17 protein-coding genes and 3 tRNA genes are annotated in these 19,235 nt (G+C 58.1%); 8 read left to right on the top strand and 12 right to left on the bottom strand.

What is annotated here, in order from left to right; all coding sequences use genetic code 11:
* Window positions 1-63 precede the first annotated feature (63 nt).
* The 6 genes from GY791_21495 to GY791_21470 form a co-directional block, all read right to left on the bottom strand.
* Window positions 64-906 carry an ABC transporter permease subunit gene (locus GY791_21495; GenBank protein ID MCP4330967.1) on the bottom strand — a complete coding sequence of 281 codons (843 nt, stop codon included), beginning with the start codon at window positions 904-906 and terminating at the stop codon, window positions 64-66.
* A 1-nt stretch (window position 907) separates the two neighbouring features.
* On the bottom strand, window positions 908-1,819 hold the full coding sequence (locus tag GY791_21490; protein ID MCP4330966.1) for an ABC transporter permease subunit: 912 nt from the start codon (window positions 1,817-1,819) through the stop codon (window positions 908-910).
* Window positions 1,820-1,887: 68 nt separating this feature from the next.
* Complete coding sequence (gene potA, locus GY791_21485) at window positions 1,888-3,024, bottom strand: polyamine ABC transporter ATP-binding protein (protein ID MCP4330965.1); 1,137 nt, start codon at window positions 3,022-3,024, stop codon at window positions 1,888-1,890.
* Between the two features lie 77 nt (window positions 3,025-3,101).
* On the bottom strand, window positions 3,102-4,202 hold the full coding sequence (locus tag GY791_21480) for a polyamine ABC transporter substrate-binding protein (GenBank protein MCP4330964.1): 1,101 nt from the start codon (window positions 4,200-4,202) through the stop codon (window positions 3,102-3,104).
* Between the two features lie 126 nt (window positions 4,203-4,328).
* On the bottom strand, window positions 4,329-5,699 hold the full coding sequence (locus GY791_21475) for an aspartate aminotransferase family protein (GenBank protein MCP4330963.1): 1,371 nt from the start codon (window positions 5,697-5,699) through the stop codon (window positions 4,329-4,331).
* Between the two features lie 180 nt (window positions 5,700-5,879).
* Window positions 5,880-7,226, bottom strand: coding sequence for a glutamine synthetase (locus GY791_21470; GenBank protein ID MCP4330962.1), 1,347 nt, complete (start codon window positions 7,224-7,226; stop codon window positions 5,880-5,882).
* A gap of 215 nt (window positions 7,227-7,441) precedes the next feature.
* Here GY791_21470 and GY791_21465 point away from each other — a divergent pair, with 215 nt between their 5' ends.
* Window positions 7,442-8,722 (top strand): FAD-binding oxidoreductase, encoded by a 1,281-nt coding sequence (locus tag GY791_21465; protein MCP4330961.1) that lies wholly within the window; start codon window positions 7,442-7,444, stop codon window positions 8,720-8,722.
* 26 nt (window positions 8,723-8,748) lie between these two features.
* Here the strand turns inward: GY791_21465 and GY791_21460 are convergent, their stop codons facing one another.
* Window positions 8,749-8,967, bottom strand: coding sequence for a hypothetical protein (locus GY791_21460; GenBank protein MCP4330960.1), 219 nt, complete (start codon window positions 8,965-8,967; stop codon window positions 8,749-8,751).
* A gap of 438 nt (window positions 8,968-9,405) precedes the next feature.
* Between GY791_21460 and GY791_21455 the strand changes: the two genes are divergently transcribed.
* The 3 genes from GY791_21455 (at window position 9,406) to GY791_21445 (ending at window position 12,098) form a co-directional block, all read left to right on the top strand.
* A complete protein-coding gene (locus GY791_21455) occupies window positions 9,406-10,365 on the top strand; it encodes a sulfotransferase domain-containing protein (protein ID MCP4330959.1) in 960 nt (319 codons plus the stop codon).
* 168 nt (window positions 10,366-10,533) lie between these two features.
* Complete coding sequence (locus GY791_21450) at window positions 10,534-10,962, top strand: CBS domain-containing protein (GenBank protein ID MCP4330958.1); 429 nt, start codon at window positions 10,534-10,536, stop codon at window positions 10,960-10,962.
* Between the two features lie 953 nt (window positions 10,963-11,915).
* Window positions 11,916-12,098, top strand: a complete 183-nt coding sequence (locus GY791_21445; protein MCP4330957.1) for a hypothetical protein — start codon at window positions 11,916-11,918, stop codon at window positions 12,096-12,098.
* A gap of 234 nt (window positions 12,099-12,332) precedes the next feature.
* Here the strand turns inward: GY791_21445 and GY791_21440 are convergent, their stop codons facing one another.
* Window positions 12,333-12,890: a GNAT family N-acetyltransferase gene (locus GY791_21440; protein ID MCP4330956.1), complete on the bottom strand. Its 558-nt coding sequence runs from the start codon at window positions 12,888-12,890 to the stop codon at window positions 12,333-12,335.
* 338 nt (window positions 12,891-13,228) lie between these two features.
* On the opposite strand from GY791_21440, the gene GY791_21435 reads away from it, so the two are divergent.
* Window positions 13,229-16,081, top strand: a complete 2,853-nt coding sequence (locus GY791_21435; protein MCP4330955.1) for an AMP-binding protein — start codon at window positions 13,229-13,231, stop codon at window positions 16,079-16,081.
* Window positions 16,082-16,194: 113 nt separating this feature from the next.
* Here GY791_21435 and GY791_21430 read toward each other — a convergent pair.
* The 4 genes from GY791_21430 to GY791_21415 form a co-directional block, all read right to left on the bottom strand.
* A tRNA-Thr gene (locus tag GY791_21430) sits at window positions 16,195-16,270 on the bottom strand.
* Between the two features lie 168 nt (window positions 16,271-16,438).
* A complete protein-coding gene (locus tag GY791_21425) occupies window positions 16,439-16,879 on the bottom strand; it encodes a hypothetical protein (GenBank protein MCP4330954.1) in 441 nt (146 codons plus the stop codon).
* Window positions 16,880-16,925: 46 nt separating this feature from the next.
* Window positions 16,926-17,681, bottom strand: a complete 756-nt coding sequence (rlmB, locus tag GY791_21420; protein ID MCP4330953.1) for a 23S rRNA (guanosine(2251)-2'-O)-methyltransferase RlmB — start codon at window positions 17,679-17,681, stop codon at window positions 16,926-16,928.
* A 107-nt stretch (window positions 17,682-17,788) separates the two neighbouring features.
* The gene (locus GY791_21415; protein MCP4330952.1) at window positions 17,789-18,217 is read right to left on the bottom strand and encodes a GFA family protein; all 429 of its coding nucleotides are present in this window, start codon (window positions 18,215-18,217) and stop codon (window positions 17,789-17,791) included.
* Window positions 18,218-18,348: 131 nt separating this feature from the next.
* On the opposite strand from GY791_21415, the gene GY791_21410 reads away from it, so the two are divergent.
* The 3 genes from GY791_21410 to GY791_21400 all read left to right on the top strand — a co-directional run bounded on the left by GY791_21410 (window position 18,349) and on the right by GY791_21400 (window position 19,208).
* Window positions 18,349-18,708, top strand: coding sequence for a helix-turn-helix transcriptional regulator (locus GY791_21410; GenBank protein MCP4330951.1), 360 nt, complete (start codon window positions 18,349-18,351; stop codon window positions 18,706-18,708).
* Between the two features lie 276 nt (window positions 18,709-18,984).
* Window positions 18,985-19,070: transfer RNA gene (locus GY791_21405), tRNA-Tyr, on the top strand.
* A 64-nt stretch (window positions 19,071-19,134) separates the two neighbouring features.
* Window positions 19,135-19,208, top strand: a tRNA-Gly gene (locus tag GY791_21400).
* Window positions 19,209-19,235 lie beyond the last annotated feature (27 nt).

The following is a 19,235-nucleotide window of genomic DNA, read 5'->3' as shown; positions in this document are numbered from 1 at the left end:
CAATCATAGGCCAGCGAACCAGAGCCCATAGCGCTCTCGGATTCGATTGGTTCGGTACGGATTTTATTCGTTGGCGGCGATCGCTAGTTGGGCATCGCGTCGACGCCGCTTGTCCTGGCGCATCATCAACCAGCCAGCCAATAGAATGCCGGAGGCGACGAACAAAACAATGATCGTTGCCAAGGCATTGATTTCCGGGCTTACGCCGAGCCGCACCTTCGAAAAGATCACCATCGGCAGCGTCGACGAGCCGGGTCCGGCAACAAAACTTGCGATCACGAGATCATCCAGGGACATCGTGAAGGCAAGCAACCAGCCCGATACCAAAGCCGGGGTGATGATTGGCACGGTTATCACGAAGAAGACCTTGCCCGGTCGGGCACCGAGATCGAGTGCGGCCTCCTCGATGGATTCATCCATGTCCGAAAGCCGAGACTGGATGATCACCGCGACATAGGCCATCGAGAACGTGATATGGGCGATCGTGATCGTCGTCATGCCGCGTCCCGCCGGCCAACCCAGGGCGCTCTCCATGGCGACGAAAAGCAGCAACAGCGACAGACCCGTAATCACCTCGGGCATGACGAGCGGAGCGGTGACCATGCCGGTAAACAGTGTCCGGCCGCGAAACCGACCGAATCGGACAAGAATGAAAGCCGCCAACGTCCCCAGGATTACCGCCAGTGTCGCATTCATCACCGCGATCCGCAAACTTACCCAGGCGGCTTGCAGGATTTGATCGTTACGGATCAGCTCGCCATACCATTGGGTCGAAAATCCACCCCACACCGTTACGAGCTTCGATTTGTTGAACGAAAAAATGATTAGCGAAAGGATCGGGCCGTACAGAAACGCGAAGCCGAACGCCATCACGGTAAGAATAAAGAAGGAGCGATTCCGGACCATTCTACGCCCCCGGCTCCCGGATCTGAATGCGTTGGTACAGGACGATGGGGACGACCAACAGCAAGAGCACGGCGATGGCGACCGCCGAAGCCACCGGCCAGTCTCGATTGGAAAAGAATTCGTCCCACAGAACGCGCCCGATCATAAGACTGTCGGGTCCGCCGAGGAGGGCCGGTATCACGAATTCACCGACCGCCGGGATGAAGACCAACAGGCAACCTGCGATGATGCCCGGCAGGGAAAGTGGCAAAGTCACGTAAAGAAAGGCTTTGGCAGGACGGCAGCCGAGATCGGCGGCGGCTTCCAAGAGCGTACCGTCGAGTTTTTCCAGGTTGGCATAAAGCGGCAAGATCATGAACGGCAGGTAGGAATAGACGATCCCGATATAGACCGAAAAGTCCGTGTGCAGCATGGGTATGGGTTGATCGATGATGCCGAGCGACATCAGTGCGTTATTGATAACGCCGTTATTCTTAAGGATCCCGACCCAGGCATAGACGCGCAGCAGAAACGATGTCCAGAACGGCAGGATCACCATCATCAACAGGACATTTCGCCATGCGGTGGGTGCGCGGGCAATGCCGTAGGCCATCGGATAGCCAAGCAGCAGGCACAGCACCGTCGATATCAGGGCGATCTTGACTGAATTCAGATAAGCCACCCAATAGAGGCTGTCCTCGAGGAGAAACAGGAAATTGTCAAAATGCAGCTTGATCTCGAGGGCCCCATCGGCGGTCCAACTCAACAAGGATGAATAGGGCGGGATGGCGATCGCAAGTTGGGCCAGGCTGATCTTGAGGACGATGACGAATGGAATCAGGAAAAACAGCAACAGCCACAAATAGGGGATCAGAATTACCAAAGTTCGACCGCGCAGCCCGACCCGGCCGAGCGCGGCTTCGAGACCTGCCAGCGAGCTTACGCCGTGACCTTTTTCGATATCGGCGGGAGTACGCCCGCCCGTGGTGGAGGCTGGCACGCTCACGACGTCAACACCACCGGACTGGTGCCATGCCAGCTCAGATAGACTTCGTCCTCCCAGGTGATGTCGGCTTCCGTCGCGCGATAGATATTCGGCCTCGTGACCCTGACAATCCGACCGTTATCGAGGCGGACGCGAAAGACCGAAGAGTTTCCGAGATAGGCGATCTCGTCGACGCGTCCCTTTATGACATTCGTCTCCTGGGTGGGTTGCTCCGTGCCGATGATGATTTTTTCCGGCCTGAGGGCGACCCAGACCTGCTGTCCGACATGGCCGCTGATACCGTGCTCGACCCGAATGCGACCTCCCGACTCTTCCGATTCGATCACGACATGATCGGGCTCGTCCTCGATGATCCGTCCCGCGAACATGTTCACCGAACCGACGAAATCGGCGACAAAGCGGCTGTCTGGGATCTCGTATATCTCCGACGGTGTCCCGGTCTGGACAATCTCGCCCTGGTCCATCACACCGATACGGGTCGACAGCGTCATCGCCTCTTCCTGGTCATGGGTGACGACGACGAAGGTAATGCCGACGGATTCCTGGATATTCACCAGCTCAAACTGAGTTTCCTCGCGTAGTTTCTTGTCGAGTGCGCCGAGCGGTTCGTCGAGCAAGAGCAGTTTCGGCTGTTTAACCAGGCTTCGGGCGAGGGCAACCCGCTGCCGCTGGCCGCCCGACAGTTGGTGCGGTTTCCGTTTGGCAAACTGGCCCAGTTGCACAAGTTCGATCATGTCGCTGACGCGGCGCTTGATCTCCGGTTTGGCCACACCATCCTGTTTAAGGCCAAATGCAATATTCTGTTCGACATTCATATGCGGGAACAACGCATAGGACTGGAACATCATATTGACCGGCCGTTCGTAAGGCGGAATGCCGGACATATCGACGCCATCGATGAGGATTTGCCCGGAGGTCGGCAACTCGAAGCCGGCAAGCATGCGCAAAAGAGTGGATTTCCCGCAGCCGGATCCACCGAGCAAGCAGAACAACTCGCGCTCGTAAATATCGAGCGAAACGTTCCTTACCGCGGTGAAGTCGCCAAATTGCTTGGTGACATTCTGGATCCGGACATAGGGAACCGCGTCCGGTGAATTCCACGCGTCTGGTGATGAAGTGGTCGGATCCGGCATCGCCTGTTTGCTCCCACACCCGCTGCGGGGTCCCCGGCTATTGGTCGGGGACCCCGGCCACAATCCTTATGCGGCGATTATTGCCCAGTCTTGATCTTTGTCCAGGCGCGTGTGCGATGCCGGTCCATCTTGGGTGAGACGGTCTTGTCCGCGAACAGATTTGCCTTTACCTCGTCCGACGGGTAGATGCCGGGGTCGCCAGTGACCTCCTCGTCGACCAGTTCGGTCGCGGCCGCATTGCCATTGGCGTAAAAGACGTAATTCGAGATATCGGCTACGACCTGCGGCTCCATGATGTAATTCAGGAACGCGTGGGCATTCTGCGGATGCGGCGCGCCGGCCGGTATCGCCATGAGGTCGAACCACATCACCGCGCCTTCCTCGGGGATCACGTAGGCGACATTGATTCCCTGTTCCGCCTCGTCGGCGCGGTCTCGAGCAATCAGCATGTCGCCCGACCATCCCATAGCGAGACAGATGTCGCCGTTGGCGAGGTCGTTGATATTCTGCGACGAGTGGAAGTATTTGATATAGGGCCGGATCGTAAGGAGCAGCGCTTCGGCCTTTGCCAGAGTTTCCTTGTCCTCGGTATGGGGATCGAGCCCGAGGTAATTGAGCGCGGTTTCGAGAACTTCGCTCGACGCGTCAAGCAAGGTGACTCCGCAATCGGCGAACTTGGAAACGACATCCGGATTGAAGATCATGTCCCAACTGCCGACCGGCGCATCGGCCATGCGTTCGTTGATCATGTCGATGTTGTAGCCGAACCCGGTGGTGCCCCACATATAGGGAATCGCGTGGGCGTTTCCGGGGTCGTGCACGGCGACATTGCCGAGGATTTCGTCGTCCAGGTTGCCATGGTTCGGCAGCTGGTTCCTGTCGAGTTCCTGAAAGACTCCAGCCTGGATCTGTCTTTCGAGGAACGCGCCCGACGGCACCACGATGTCATAGCCGGTATTGCCGGCCAATAGCTTCCCTTCCAAGACTTCATTGGAGTCGAACACATCGTAGTTGACCTTGATTCCGGTCTCTTTCTCGAAGTTGGCGATCGTCTCTTCGGCGATGTAGTCCGACCAATTGTATACGTTGAGTACCTTTTCTTCATCGGCCCACGCCGCCGAGGCAGCGAGGGCCAGGATGCTTGCGACCGATACGGCCGCTGTCATTGTCCGTTTCATGATCGTCTCCCTGTCTGACTATTGGTTGTACGGTCCATTGTTGTTGTGGTCCTTAGTGCCGAAGTTTACCGCGCTCCGGCTTTGCTGCAAGCTTTGGTTAGTCGGTGAAATCAATTTCCCGCAACGCTAGCTCGCGATTTCATCCATGGTAAGATCGAGACATCGCTCCAGGCCATCCATCAATTCGTCAATCTCCGATATCGAGATGACCAACGGCGGCGCGGCGACAATACAGTCGCGAACCGCGCGGAGAACAAGGTTCTGTCGCGTACAATGGTCGCGGCAGATGCCACCGACCTTGCCGATATCGTCGAAGTGACGCCGGGATGATTTGTCGGCAACGAGTTCAACGGCTCCAATCAGCCCTTGCGCCCTCACTTCACCGACCAGCGGATGATCGGCCAGTGCGTTCAAACGGGCGCAGAAATGCGGCCCGACCTCGTTGGCAACTCGTTCGACAATGTTTTCCTCATCCAGCAAACGGATGTTCTCGAGGGCAACGGCACACGGCACCGGGTGGCCTGAATAGGTAAACCCGTGGGTGAATTCAGATCCCTCAGCCAGCAACTCCTTCGCGACGCGGTCGCCGACCATCACCGCGGACAATGGGAGGTATCCCGATGTAATGCCCTTGGCCAGGGTCATGAAATCGGGCTTCACGATGTCGAGTGCCTCGCTCGCAAACCACTTGCCGATCCTGCCGAATCCGCAGATTACCTCGTCGATGATCAACAGGACGTCGTACTCTTTGCAGATGCGCTGTACTTCCGGCCAATAGGTTTGCGGCGGAATGATAACGCCGCCGGCGCCCTGGATCGGTTCTCCTATAAAGGCGGCGATCTTGTCGGGACCAAGTTCAAGGATCTTGTCCTCGATCGCGCGCGCCGCTTTGAGCCCGAATTCCTCCGGCGAGAGGTCTTCGCCATATTCGTACCAGTAGGGCGGCATGACATGAACGAAGCCATCGAGCGGCAGGTCGGCGACGTCGTGCATCGGCTTCATGCCGCCAAGGCTGGCGGCGGCCAGCGTGCTGCCGTGATAGGCGTACTCGCGGCTGATGAATGTCTTCTTTTTCGACTTGCCCATCAGGTTCCAATAGTGACGAACCATGCGCACGATGGTGTCGTTTGCTTCGGAACCGGAGCTGGCGAAGAACACGTGATCGAGCCCGTCAGGCGTGATCTCGGTTAGAACGCGCGACAGTTCGATGGATGGCGGCGTCGCGGTTTTGAAAAACGTGTTGTAGTAAGGCAATTGCAGCATTTGTTGGTAGGCGGCATCCGCCAACTCGCGCCGGCCATATCCGATGTTGACGTTCCACAGCCCGGCCATGCCGTCGATAATCCGATTGCCTTCGCTGTCCCACAAATAGACGCCCTCGGCGCGGGTAATCACCCGGCTGCCGATTTTGGCGATCTCCTTGTAGTCAGTGAACGGATGCAGGTGCTGTCGGTCGAGCGCCTGCCACTCCTGTGTCGTTCTTTCTGAAAAAGCCATTTTACCGCTCCCTGGTCAAAGTCCAGAATCGCGTCGAAATGGCTTTGGCCAGCCATTTCAACATCGGTAATTCAGAACTCGGAACTAGGGGTTGAAACCGATGCGCGCGCACAGCAACAGCATTTCGCTGTGCCGGCACAGTCCAACGGGGTCAAGATTTCGACGTAACGCAGCCATGTGTCATACATTTAGCAGAAGATGTTCGCGTTCCCAAGAACTGATGACTTCCTGGTACGCGTCCAGTTCCGCCGATTTGACGAGGTCGATGGTATCGACGAATCGGGTCCCGAGAAGGTCCCTCAGGGGCTTGCAGGCGTTGAAACGCCTCAGCGCGTCGAATAGATGCCGCGGCAGGGTATGGGCCAACCGATAGGCGCTTCCTTCGACCGGTTCGCGTGGGTCCAATTTATCGACCATACCGATATAGCCGCAGGCTAGCGAGCCGGCGATCGCCAGATAGGGATTGACGTCGGCGCCGGCGATCCGGTTCTCGATCCGCCGCGCTTTGGGCCCGGAGACCGGAACCCGCAGTCCGACCGTCCGATTGTCCAGGCCCCAATGGACATTGATCGGCGCATCCGAATAGCGAAGCAACCGGCGGTAGGAATTTACGTTGGGCGCAAAGAGCGGCATCGATTGTGGAAGGTATTTTTGGAGTCCGGCGACATGGGATCGGAATAGTTTCGAATCCGCACCGCTCTTGGTCGCGAAGAGGTTTTGTCCGGTCTTCGCATCCACCACGCTTTGGTGGATATGCATCGAACTGCCGGGCTCCTGCGACATCGGCTTTGCCATGAATGTCGCATAGATGTTGTGGCGAAGAGCGGTCTGTCGCACGGTCCGCTTGAATAGGAATGCCTGATCAGCGAGCTCGAGCGGATCGCCGTGATTGAAATTGATTTCCATTTGCGCTGCCCCGGCCTCGTGAGACAGCGTGTCGATATCCAAACCCTGTGCTTCGCAGTGGTCGTAGATGTCTTCGAAAAGCGGATCGAATTCGTTAACGGCGTCGATACCGAACGCCTGCCTCCCGGTTTCCGCCCGCCCCGAGCTACCGACGGGGGGTTCCAGTGGATAGTCAGGATCGGTGTTGACGCGGACCAGGAAGAATTCCAGTTCCGGCGCCACCAGCGGCTTCCAACCCTTGTCATCGTATAGTTTCAGGACCCGCCTCAAGACACTGCGTGCGGCGAAATCGAGCTCGCGGCCATCGGCGTAGTAGCAATCGCAAATCACCTGCGCGGTCGGTTCCTCATACCACGGCACAAGCCGAATCGTCTCGGCATCGGGCACCATGACCACATCGATGTTGGCCGGATCGGAAACTCGATGATCGAGGTCATCCTCTTCAGGATAGGTGCCGGAAACGGTTTGCACAAAAACCGCTTCGGGAAGGCGCAGGGTGCGTTCTTTGTGACCGGCCAAGAATTTTTCGCTGGGCAGAATTTTGCCGCGTGCAATTCCCGCGAGGTCGGCGATCATGCATTCGACCTCGGTTACCTTCTGCGTTTGGATCCACCCATCCATTGATTTTGAGTGCTTTGCCAATTGAATCTCTTTTGATGCATTGCCGATAACATGATCGGAGAGCTATCAACGCGAACGAATTGTGTAGTGCCTTCGACCGATCGACGCCGATAATCCTATAGGCTGCTATCCGGTGGCAAGAGGAAGTGTCGTGGGCGGCACCTCGCAAATATGATATCTGGGCCGAGGATGAGTGATCGGGGTGTTTTGTGCTGATGGCTGCTGAACCTCACGTCGATTCCTACTACGCGGCATCGGCCAACGGGATGGTCGACCATCCGACCGTGCAGGGAACTGTTGCGGCGGATGTCTGTATCGTCGGCGGCGGCTACACCGGAATTTCGGCCGCCATCGAACTCGCCGCCCGCGGTTACGATACGGTCTTGGTCGAGGGCAACCGCATCGGCTGGGGCGCGTCTGGCCGCAACGGGGGACAAATCGTCACCGGATTTGCTTCCGGCATGGATAAGATTCGAAACCAGGTCGGCGAAGCAGATGCAAAGATTCTGTGGGCTTTGGCGGAGGAAGCCAAGTCGCTCCTATACGAGCGTATTCGAGAGCATGCGATAGAGTGCGATCTCAAGCGCGGCTACTTGTTTGCGGCGGTCAAGCCCCGGCATATCGATGAGTTGCGTGCCGAAGCCGAAGGCTGCAACTCGGACTACGGTTACGATCAATTCGAGCTCCTCGACCGAGACCGGATGGGCGAGGAAGTGGCGTCAGCAGCCTATTGCGGTGGCTTGCTCGACCATGGTGGGGGACACTTTCATCCCCTCAACTATGCGCTCGGACTTGCCCGTGTCGCGGTTGCGGGCGGCGTGCGAATTTTCGAAGGCTCGCCGGTCATTGGCATTACCGGCCAAGCGAATCCGGTCATCGAGACTTCCGCTGGCACGATCCGGGCCAAGTATGTCGTGCTGTGCGGAAATGCCTATCTCGGGGATCTGGTGCCGGTCCTGCGCCGCAAGGTCATGCCCGTCGGCACTTATGTCATCGCCACCGAACCCCTGGCCGAGTCGTTGGCTAAGCGCCTGATACCCAACGATTTAGCAGTCGCGGATGTAAACTTCGTTCTCGACTATTTTCGTCTCTCGGCCGACCGGCGTATGCTTTTCGGCGGCAAGGTCAGCTACACGACGATGCCCCCGCCAAGCCTGAAATCGTCAATGCGACGATCGATGGTGCGTGTCTTTCCCGACCTTGCCGAAGCTCGGGTTGACTATGTATGGGGGGGAAATGTAGCGATCACGGTCGAGCGCTCACCTCATATCGGCCGGCTCTCCGACAACATTTACTTTGCCCAGGGCTTCTCGGGTCATGGCGTGGCGATGACCGGCATTGCCGGTCGCGTCGTGGCCGAGGCAATCGCCGGCACCGCCGAGCGGTTCGACGCATTCGAACGCTTGCCCCATCACAGTTTCGTCGGCGGGCGCCTCTTGCGGACGCCTCTGCTGGCGCTTGCAATGCTCTATTTTCGAATTCGCGACATGCTCTGAACGACGCGCGCAACGGTGCGCCGGAATCAGCGGCCGGAACCGACCCCTTTTGGCCGGGCCACCGCTTCTTCATAGCATTTCTGCACCCCGTCCTCGCGGCCTTGGCGATAGTCGGCATCGTTGGCCAGGCGGTCGGGGTCAAGGTTGTATTCGTAGCCGAGCCAACCGCCCGCGCTATAGCCCTCGAAGCAACCCTGCAGCCATCCTTCCTGATAGGACTCAGACCCGAGGGGAATGCGAGACATCGCTGTCGTCCCGATTGCAATCGCGCCAATCAGGGTCGCTCTTACCGTTCGTTTGAAGCCACTCCGCACGATGTCCTCCAACTGGTCCTTGGAATCGGCTCGATGGTGCGGACAAGAACACAAATTCTTTGCGCCGGAGCCGATCGATCGACTCAAGCTGGTAGCGGCTTTGCCCGGCGTTGGCAAGACACCGCGCTGTGGCGCCGCACAGAGCCATTGAAATCGACGTGAATCTTGCATCCCAGGGCACGCCGTTCTTTTCGACCTCACGCAGGCGAGATACCGATTGAAATTGGCGCATCCGCAGCAACCGCCACCTCGTGCCAAGGCGGTTCAAATCAGCTCAATCATGGGGCATATTCCCGATTCGAACCAAATACGTCGCGACCGCCGCGGCGATCACACCAGTCGATGAATTAGCCCGATGTGGAGGTATTGATGGCCGGGATTATCTGGCTCGCGTCATATCCCAAGTCCGGAAACACTTGGTCTCGTTTGTTTTTCGAGAATCTCCTCACCGACGGGGATGAAGAGGTGAATATCAATTCCACGAAGAATTTCATTACCGGTGATACCTCCGTGCGATGGTGGATGCGATTCACCGGCGGCGACGTCAGCCAGATGACCGACGCGGAAACGATGCGCCGGCGTCCCGAGGCCCTGACCTACCTTTCAAGCCTTTCCACCGGCGGCGTGATTCTGAAAACGCATTGTGCGTGCGCCCGTTATCTCAACAGTCACTTGGTCTCTCCGGACCACACATCCGGCGCGATCTATATTGTCCGAAATCCGTTGGATATCGTTCTTTCCTTGGCGAATTTCTGGGGTATCAGCACGCTGGAAACGATACGCCGGATGGGGCGGACTGATGTGCGATTGCTGCGCGACAAGAACAATGTGAGCATCTTCATGTCATCGTGGGCCAACCATGTGCATAGCTGGACCCGTCGGCCGCATCCGCGGTTGCTGGTTGTTCGGTACGAAGACATGCTCAGCGATCCGATGAAGAGTTTCGATGCCATGGTGAGGCACGTCGGCCTATCGCCTAATCGCGATCAGATGACCCGCGCGATCGAAAATTCCAGCTTTGAAAAACTCAAGGCACAGGAGTCCAGATCCGGCTTCATCGAGGCGCCGGAGGGGCGGAAGTTCTTCCGCAGTGGCAGAGCCGGCCAATGGAAATCGGAACTCAAGCCAAGGCTTGTCGAGCGCCTCGTCCGAGATCAAGGCGCGGTCATGGAGAAATTTGGGTATCTCCCGGCAGGAACGGCGGCCCGTAAGCCACTTCCGACGCTCCGTGATGATAGTTTTCCGCCATTCGAGTGCGGCCAGGAATTGATTCCGCCCGGCAATATCTATCGACCGGTCGACTCCCCGGGGTTCAACATCAGAATGTAGTGGGAGCGGGGGCCCGATCACCACCTTGACCCGTTTCTAGGATTGCCATCGGCGTGCAATTTTCCACCAATTATGGCAGAATATGGCAATACGGCTCCTGCTCGCATGCCAGAATTCGAATACCATGGTCTTACCGGCATTACGGGCTGTGACAAATGGAGACAGGGCATGAATGTAGACAAAGTTCTTCAGTCCAAGGGTGATGACGTCGCGTTTATCAAGGCGGATTCGACGATCGGGCAGGCCCTCGCAATGCTGAAATCCGTTGGTGTCGGAGCCCTAGTCGTGAGTGACGACGGCGAAACCATGGACGGCATATTGTCCGAACGGGATATTGTCCGGAGTCTGGTCGATCACGGCAATTCGCTGATGGACATGACGGTTGCGGACCTTATGACCAAATCGGTGACCGCGTGCGCTCCCGATGACAGCATCGACGAATGCATGGAGGTTATGACTGACAACAGGATTCGCCACCTGCCGATTATCGTCGATGGCCGATTGAAAGGGATCATCAGCATTGGCGATGTCGTAAAAGCAAGATTGACCGAACTCAAGAATGAGGCCGAGGCTCTCCGTCAGTATATTGCGATGTAAATTGGGCCTGAGCCATCCCTGGGCGCCCCGACCCGTGTGCTGAGCGGGACGGTCATGGCGTTTGATCTGGTGGCAAATCGGATTCAAACCGTCCGATTTTGAACAGCGACCAAATTTATCGATCGGACGAGGCGGGACAGCCTCGGCTAATCTGCGCCAGCGCAACGAAAAGAATTTTTCTAAATATAGAAATTACGGAATATCAACGTGTTACCGGGGGTGGATTCACGAAATGTTCATGAATTGTTAGTGAACGGTTAACCATGATCGAAACGGCAACAAAACTCGCCGGATCCGAAATACCCCTAAGACTTCCTTAATAGCGGCCCTTTACGGTTCATTTTTGCAAAATTTGGCTAAAACTATTCGTGTTAACCCATTGTTAAGAAACCACTGCGACATTGGTGGCGAAGGACGAATTGATCGCACTCAATGGGACCAGGGAATATGACCAGGCGATGCCGCCGTTCGAAGTCCGTCGATACGACCGGTTGCGTGAATCGGCATCGCTTTATAGGGCAATAACGGGCTTTCGCCGTTGCCCTGGCGAACTCCATTTCGCCATTCCCTTAATGTAGTAATTGTAATTGTTTAGATGTGGCGTCTCTTGAACAGATAACGACAACCTTACATCGTCTTATGCCTCCAACGACTTGACCCCGCTTCGGCGGGGTTTTTCTTTCCGGTCGAAATCGCGGATGGGCGAGCGGCTTGGGATGGGTCGGTGCCGTTTCTAAAGCTTCGGCCCGAACGCCTGGCCGCCAAATTCCGCACTACAACGAGACTATGGTTACCAATCCTTTTCCCAATATTGGTTAGCTAAATATTCAGGAAAATTTTATTAAATCATTGAATATTAATGTTTTTTTAATTGACTCCCGCATTTTCATGATGCAGATGCGCGACACATCGCATTAGCCGCGTATGTTTGGGTCAACGAGGGGTTGGTTACGATGGGTTGGAATTCGGGGTTGCTGCAAGATGAGACGGGCCTGACGACGATCGAAGTTGGGGCGGTGCTGATGCTCGTATCGCTCACCGGTGTCGCCATGCTCGGAGCCATCGGTTCAACATTCATGGGTGTGTTCGAATCGCTCGCTTGGTTTGCGGGTCCCTTTGGGTCCGGCGCCGAGTGACAATTCGCCGACAGTAGTGGGGTTAGGCGAAGAACGATTGAGTAACTGCGACTCCACCAACGAGAGAATAGCCCCGCAACCGGCGGGGCCATTTTTTTGATCGCCGTTTGGGAGATTCAAGCGAATTCGGGGCGGCGGCTTCCCAGCCCTGTTCCGAGTCTAGGGCGTGGTCGGCTCTCGTCGCAACGAAGTGAGCCGTGAATCACGTGCTAACATATTGAATTAGATCAACATTCACGTTTCAGGTCGATTCGATCTGAAACGATCTTGCTCTAAGATCGAAGTATCGCCCCATAGGTAAAGCGTCGTATCCAGGTTGCGGCCGGCGAAATTGCGGGTGGCATTGCCCCGAACGATCGCTCCCAAACGCTCATAGAAAAAGCGAGAGGGATTGCCGGTTAATACTTCGACGAGGACCGATTGCCGCGCCTCGCCGCGAAGTCGCTCGATCGCAGCCTCGACTAGGCGCCGACCAACACCTTGGTCCTGGTAGTCCGTCGCAACGTAGAGTTCATAAATTTCGCCGTACCCCCGCATATTTGATCGCCGGCAGCGGCCAAAGGTCACGTATCCGATGACATCCGTTCCGGGGTTGGCCGCGATAAGAAGCGTTTCATCGCATGGCTTTCGCAGGCGTCGCCGCCATCGCGCCCGTTGGTGGGGCAGTGACAGTTGATTGGCGAGGTAGTCCGCCGGCAACAGTACCGGATAGGCGTCGCGCCACGACTCGGTGCTGACCTGGGCCAGGGCGTCGGCGTCGCTAGCGCACGCGTGGCGGATAGTCACGCTCATCATTGGCATTTCTTGGCCGTCGGGCGTTGTCGAGGGCCAATACTAGCCTTGAAATAGGCGCCAAACCAACGCCCAAGGCGGCGGTGCCGCTCGACCAATTCGGGCCGCCGGCATAGTGACGACAGTGCTGGTCGATGTACTCGCGGACGCAGCCAATTCAGGTTTTTCAAGTTATCGATCGCGGCGGGCGGAAGCGGTTCCTCCCGCGGCAAATTATTCGGTATGGTTGGACGGAATTGGACATTTGCCGGGGAAATGGAAGTGTGGAGTGGCGCATGATACCGAGAGCGGGATACCGGATACCGCCACGATTTCGACCAATGGGTAGGTGACGCCCGATGTTGGACACCAGGGACAGTCCGCCACCGCAATGCGGAACGGCAAACATCGAGCAACTGACGCAAACCGGATTCGAGGCCAGCGTTCCGGAGTGCCTGGATCCGCGGCTGGAAGCGTTTGCGGACCGTATCGCAGTAGCCGATCCGGAGGGCGACGTCACTTATCGAGACCTCAACCTGTGGGCTAACCGAATCGCCCATCGGGTGCGACAGGATCAGGCCGCAGGGACCGGCGCCGTCGCGCTCTTCCTTGAGCACGGCGCGCCGTTCATCGCCGGCGCCTTGGCGCTGTTGAGGATGGGCCGCATTTATGTGTCCTTGGACCCCGATCATCCTTCACGGCGCAATGCGGACATCGCCCGTCACGCGGAGGTGAGCCTATGTCTTACGGATAAACGCAACGCGGCGGCGGTACCCGCCGTCATTCCGAGCACCTGCCGTGTGGTGAATATCGACGAGCTGAAATCGGCGGCGCCCATTCACGATCCCGATGTCGTTCTGTCGCCCGACACCGTGGCCGCGATTTACTATACGTCCGGCAGCACCGGGAGCCCGAAGGGAGTCGTTCAATCCCATCGCAGTTTCCTTGCCCGCGCTGGCTATTTTGCCGTCGCGTGCGGAATGAGGCCGGACGACGGAGTGTTACTTGTTCGCCATGTCAGCACCATGGCGAGCGTGCGGGTCATCCTCGCCGCCCTGCTCAGCGGCGCGACCCTTTGCCCATGGGATATCAGGAGAAAAGGCACAGCCGGTTTGTTCACGTGGCTGGGCACGCGAGGGGTAACGATCTGTCTGATCCCGGTCAACGTGATGCGCCGGGCATTGGCGGGGATTCCCGACGGCAACCAATGTGCCACGGTCCGTACCGTGGTTCTGACGAGCGATCCGGTCTATCGGTCCGATGTCGATTTGTGGAAGCGCCGCTTTCCCAACAGCGACACCCTGATCAATCAAGTCGCCTGTAACGAGGCCGGGACCTACCGGCGGCATTTCATCGACCGGTCCAGGATCTTGAGCGATGGCGCCGTGCCGGTCGGATACCCGGTGGACGGTATGGAACTGCTATTGCGCGACGAGGGCGGGCATGATGTTCCGGCCGGAGAGATTGGCGAGATCGTAATCAAGAGCCGTTATCTGGCAAAGGGATATTGGAAACGGCCCGATCTTACGGCACAGGCTTTTCTATCCCTGGAGGGCACCGACGAACGCCTTTACCGAACCGGCGACCTGGGGGTCATGGCAGATGACGGATGCTTGCGGTTGGCCGGCCGTACGGACGACCGGGTCAGGGTGCTCGGCAATCGAGTCGAAATTTCCGATATCGAGGCCGCCTTGCTCGACCTGGACGGGATCGACGAAGTGGCGGCGGTTGTGGAGCCCCATGCCGAAGGCGGTAACCCCGACCGGTTGGCCGCCTATTACGTCAGCCATGTCGGTGCCCCAACGGTCCGCGAGATTCGCGCAAAATTGAGCGAGAGGCTGACCCAGGCAATGATCCCGACCAGGCTGGTCCGCCTCGATTCGTTGCCGCGCACGGCGAGCGCCAAGATCGACCGCCGTGCCTTGGCGGCGCGCACGCCCAGTGTCGAAGCGCCGGCTCGGCACGAGGGCCGGCCACGGGATGAAATCGAATATGCGCTCGTCGAGCTCTTGGAGGATTTGCTTGACGCCACGCCGGTTGGAATCGACGACGATATCATCGGCCTTGGCGCGGATTCTTTAACGTCGATCGAGCTTGTCGTCGCGATCGAAGAGAAGTGGGGCGTGAGATTGAATGCCGATGTGATCTGGTCGCGGGCCGGCACGGTCGCGGAACTCGCCGATCTCGTCCGCGGGTCGTTGCCCGGTGTCGACGAGAAATCACCAAGCGCCGCACCAGACCCGCGCATAGGTTATTCGATTCCGGCCAAGACCATAGACATCCACGATCTGATTACGCCTTCCCTCTTGCTTGTGCTGGGCATCGCGGACCGACTATCTCCAAAACAGCGAACAAGGAACACCTTGCGAGCTCTCGCCAAGCTCGCCACGTCGGCTCGGCGACGGAGCACACGGACCAAGATGGAGGCGATCGGTCGGGTCCTTGGAAACCGGTCGCGCGATTTGCCGCCTCGGGCGCTGGTCACAGAAGGCATGGCAAACTTTTTCGAGGAGTTGCTCCTACGATTGAACGGCTGGTCCAGCGACGTCGACTCGCCGACGGCTGCCCTCGAAGGTCGTGTTCATATCGACGCCGGGCTAAACCGGGGCAGGGGGGTTATCCTGTGGCGGGCACCGCTTTATTCCGGTGCCTTGGCGACCCGAGTCGCCTTGAAAGAGGCCAGCTTTCGAGCGACCACCCTCGCGCGTCCGCAATACGGATTTTCGACCACTAGGGTCGGCCAATTCGGCCTCAACCGTATGTCGCGCGAGTGGGAGGGGTCCCTGCGCGGCGACCGCATCTTCGTCGCGGGCGACGGACAGCAGTCCGTCGAGCAGGTCCGGCAGCTGCTCGGCCGGAATGGGATCGTGTCTATCAACGCTAGGTTCCACTCCGATAGGCCAACCGAGCTACCCTTCTTCGATGGCCGCATCACGATCGCGACGGGGCCGCCACGGCTGGCCCTTTCAACCGGCGCCGCTTTGATCCCGGTATTTGTCTTGCGCGACGGCGACCGCCACTTCCGGGTCGTCGCCTATCCGCCCCTCGAGGTCGACGGCGCGACCGACCATGCCGCCGCGACACACCTACTCATGCAGCGCTTCGTCGCTTGTCTTGAGTCCCATCTCCTCCTGGACCCCGCCGCTTGGCCAGATTGGCGGGTTCTTGCGACCGAGAATAAGCCACCAAACACACCATCCGAGCGAAACTAGTCGGGGGTAGGAGCGAATTTGGCCGGCGAAAACAAAGCACAAGCCGGTACTGCAATGAAGCATGGGGCCGAACCGGCGGCACTCAATGATATCGGGTCGGACAAAAGTGAGTATGGTGCCGGTTGAGGGACTCGAACCCCCGACCCCCTGATTACAAATCAGGTGCTCTACCAACTGAGCTAAACCGGCGGACGGCGACCGCTACAGCATATTCAGGCAGTCCGGTGATAGCCGTAGCCAAGGGGCGTTCCTGGGTCAAGCCCATCTCAAGGTGGAAATGGCCGACGGCGTGGCTCGAATCGATGGTCACCGCACAGGATCATGACGGCGATTTCGGTCGGATCTCAGAAACCCTAATCAGTTCCCGGATATGCCGCTGAATTCCTCCAGGCTCAATTGGCCATCCTTGTCGCCGTCCGCAGCGAGAAAACGGTCGTTGCCGACCGCCAAATAGGCGTCCTTGGCGATCTCCCCGTCGTCGTCCTCGTCCATTTCGGCGAATCGGCCGCGACGGAGCCGCGTAATATCCTCGATGCGCGGATCGTCTTCGTCGGCCGCTTCGGCGATCCACAGCTCGACGAACTCGGCCTCGGTCAAAACGCCATCGAGGTCGCGGTCCATGCCGTTGAAGGCCCGGGCGCGTAGCGCCGCGAGTTCATCGCTATCGATGGCGCCGTCATTGTCGAGGTCCATCCGATCGAAGATCGACCGGGTCGCGTCGCTCTGGGCCATGGCAAGACCTGTCGCTGCGACCGTCAATCCAATGACGGTGAAAAGGAACATTCTTGGCCTTGCCATCGTGGTTTCCCCAAACGAGAGAGCGCCGTTTTCGGCACCAAAGAACCTATGTGGGCCGCGCCCATTCGTAAAGGGCGATCGCCGCCGCAGCACTGACATTCAAGCTTTCGACCGCGGGCCCGATCGGAATTCTCAGGAGCTGGTCGCATCGTTCGCGGGTCAAGCGGCGAAGGCCCTGTCCCTCGGCGCCGAGGACGAAGGCGACACGGTCGGCTAGTCTCGATTTTGACAACGGCTCATTATCCGCGACGTCGAAACCGATACACCAGATGTCGGCCGACCGCATGGCGTCTATCGCCCGCGCAAGATTGGTGACGCGAACAATCGGAACCACCTCAAGCCCGCCGGATGCGGCCTTCTGAAGGGTTCCTGTGAGCGCCGGGGAATGCCGATCCTGAACGACAACGCCTTGGCAGCCAAATGCGGCGGCGGTCCGCAGGATGGCGCCGACGTTACGCGGATCGGACACCTGATCGAGAACCATTAGCGCGCATCTCTCGACCTCGCTGAGGTCTGCCAATAAATCATCCAGCGCGACCGGCGGCAACGGATCAAACAGGCCGGCAATGCCCTGATGAACCGCGCCAAGCGGGAGTATTTCATTGAGCGCGGCGCGCGACAGGTATTCGCATTTTGGGGCGTCTGTGGCCAAGGACGTCTGGGCGACTTCCTTGATCGCAACCAATCGTCGGCAGCGTCGGCGAGGGTTCGCCAAAGCGGCCTTAACCGCATGCAGACCATAGATCCACGAGCCCTGCCGCGTCGCCGGCTTTCTGTTATGGCTGCGTCGATGAGAAGACATGCCCCTTAATATGGCGCCTTGGCATGTCTCGCAACGTCGTCCGGTTCAAAACCGTCCAACCGCGGCGATCCTGCAGCCGGACCGGGGCTGAAGAATTCCGTTCCGAACTATTGCGGCATCGATTCGGCCGGCGGCATTGCCTCGAAGGCCGGCAGATTAGGGTCGATGCGATCCCACGAGGGGCTATGTTGTGTAAAGACGACCATTTGGGGTTGGAATATTTCCGGATCGTCGAGGCTCGAGGCCCGCACAAAAACAATGTCCTCGAAACCGGAATTGAGGGAGTAAACCGGCGCGCCACATCGCGGACAGAACGCACGACCGACCATGTTGCCGCTGTCGGTCGGTGATTCGTAGACCTCTATCCGACCCGAAGCTGTGAAACCGGATTTGGCAACACCCATATGGGAACAATGCCCGGTGCCACTGCTTTTTCGGCAACTCGCGCATTGGCAATGGCCGCCAAAAAGAGGCTCGCCGTTCACTTGGTACCTCACGTCGCCGCACAGGCAGCCGCCGGAGATCGGGTCTGTCATGTGATGTCCTCCCTGGGTTTGTGACTTGTGATTTGCAATTGACTGTCTCAAGCTAGAGCAGTGACTTGTTAATTGCAAGTCGGTTATCGAGAGTTTATCGTGTCGCTTGGAATTGTTCGGGGGCGAAAGCGATGGAATCACTACGTTCCGCGTGTCCGATCGCGTCGACACTCGATGTTCTGGGGGATCGCTGGTCGTTGATCATCGTGCGTGATCTTTTGACCGGAAAGCGCCTGTTCAGCGAGTTTCTGGGCTCGCCAGAGGGAATATCGACGAATATCCTTGCGAACCGGCTCAAGCGAATGGAGGTCGCGGGGTTGGTCGCGAAGCGGCCGTATCAGCGTCATCCCACGCGCTATGCCTACGAATTGACGGCGCGTGGCAACGACCTGCTGCCGGTTTTGCAAGAGATTTGCATCTGGGCGAACGGGGTGTGGCCGAACACGTGGAAACCGCCGGCGTCTTTCATGGCCGGTGCTCGCACGTCGTGATGCCCTGTCCAGGGCCTTGGTTGGGTTCCGCGATAGTGGTGCCAACGCTGGATCTGGCCCGCTGTGAAAATACGTGCTGCGATGCCGAAATCCTCTTGTTTTTGCGGTAAGGGCTCCCTATTATTTCACAGCGAGTTGGAGATATGTAACGACCTCTTGGGACACCGATTCGAATAGATTGGTGTTGCAGGAGGTCTTTTGCTTGTTCGTGTGTTGACTTTCACCGGAATCTGGCGATATTCGCCGGCATCCGCGACCCTGATCGCGGCCTCATTCGGAGGGGTGGCCGAGCGGTCAAAGGCAGCAGACTGTAAATCTGCCGGGGTTTCCCTACGTAGGTTCGAATCCTACCCCCTCCACCAAGATACCGGGCGCTCGAACATCGGGAGCGGCGGGTGCATGAAAGGGTGAAGCTCAATCGCGCAAGCGGGTGTAGCTCAATGGTAGAGCGCCAGCCTTCCAGGCTGGTTATGCGGGTTCGATTCCCATGACCCGCTCCACTGTGATCCGCTGTAGCTGATTCTGTT

This window comes from Alphaproteobacteria bacterium (genome assembly GCA_024244705.1).
In the GTDB taxonomy this organism is placed as follows: Bacteria; Pseudomonadota; Alphaproteobacteria; order JAAEOK01; family JAAEOK01; genus JAAEOK01.
Note: the sequence above shows the minus strand (reverse complement) of the source record. Positions and strands in the feature narration are given on the sequence as shown.

Excerpts from the sequence above, each read along its gene's own strand:
- rlmB (MCP4330953.1), bottom strand. The coding sequence starts at position 17,681 with ATGTCTTCTCATCGACGCAGCCATAACAGAAAGCCGGCGACGCGGCAG.
- potA (MCP4330965.1), bottom strand. The coding sequence starts at position 3,024 with ATGCCGGATCCGACCACTTCATCACCAGACGCGTGGAATTCACCGGAC.
- GY791_21460 (MCP4330960.1), bottom strand. The coding sequence starts at position 8,967 with ATGTCTCGCATTCCCCTCGGGTCTGAGTCCTATCAGGAAGGATGGCTG.
- GY791_21495 (MCP4330967.1), bottom strand. The coding sequence starts at position 906 with ATGGTCCGGAATCGCTCCTTCTTTATTCTTACCGTGATGGCGTTCGGC.
- GY791_21465 (MCP4330961.1), top strand. The coding sequence starts at position 7,442 with ATGGCTGCTGAACCTCACGTCGATTCCTACTACGCGGCATCGGCCAAC.
- GY791_21455 (MCP4330959.1), top strand. The coding sequence starts at position 9,406 with ATGGCCGGGATTATCTGGCTCGCGTCATATCCCAAGTCCGGAAACACT.
- GY791_21410 (MCP4330951.1), top strand. The coding sequence starts at position 18,349 with ATGGAATCACTACGTTCCGCGTGTCCGATCGCGTCGACACTCGATGTT.
- GY791_21425 (MCP4330954.1), bottom strand. The coding sequence starts at position 16,879 with ATGGCAAGGCCAAGAATGTTCCTTTTCACCGTCATTGGATTGACGGTC.
- GY791_21415 (MCP4330952.1), bottom strand. The coding sequence starts at position 18,217 with ATGACAGACCCGATCTCCGGCGGCTGCCTGTGCGGCGACGTGAGGTAC.
- GY791_21450 (MCP4330958.1), top strand. The coding sequence starts at position 10,534 with ATGAATGTAGACAAAGTTCTTCAGTCCAAGGGTGATGACGTCGCGTTT.
- GY791_21470 (MCP4330962.1), bottom strand. The coding sequence starts at position 7,226 with ATGGATGGGTGGATCCAAACGCAGAAGGTAACCGAGGTCGAATGCATG.
- GY791_21435 (MCP4330955.1), top strand. The coding sequence starts at position 13,229 with ATGTTGGACACCAGGGACAGTCCGCCACCGCAATGCGGAACGGCAAAC.
- GY791_21475 (MCP4330963.1), bottom strand. The coding sequence starts at position 5,699 with ATGGCTTTTTCAGAAAGAACGACACAGGAGTGGCAGGCGCTCGACCGA.
- GY791_21440 (MCP4330956.1), bottom strand. The coding sequence starts at position 12,890 with ATGAGCGTGACTATCCGCCACGCGTGCGCTAGCGACGCCGACGCCCTG.
- GY791_21445 (MCP4330957.1), top strand. The coding sequence starts at position 11,916 with ATGGGTTGGAATTCGGGGTTGCTGCAAGATGAGACGGGCCTGACGACG.
- GY791_21480 (MCP4330964.1), bottom strand. The coding sequence starts at position 4,202 with ATGAAACGGACAATGACAGCGGCCGTATCGGTCGCAAGCATCCTGGCC.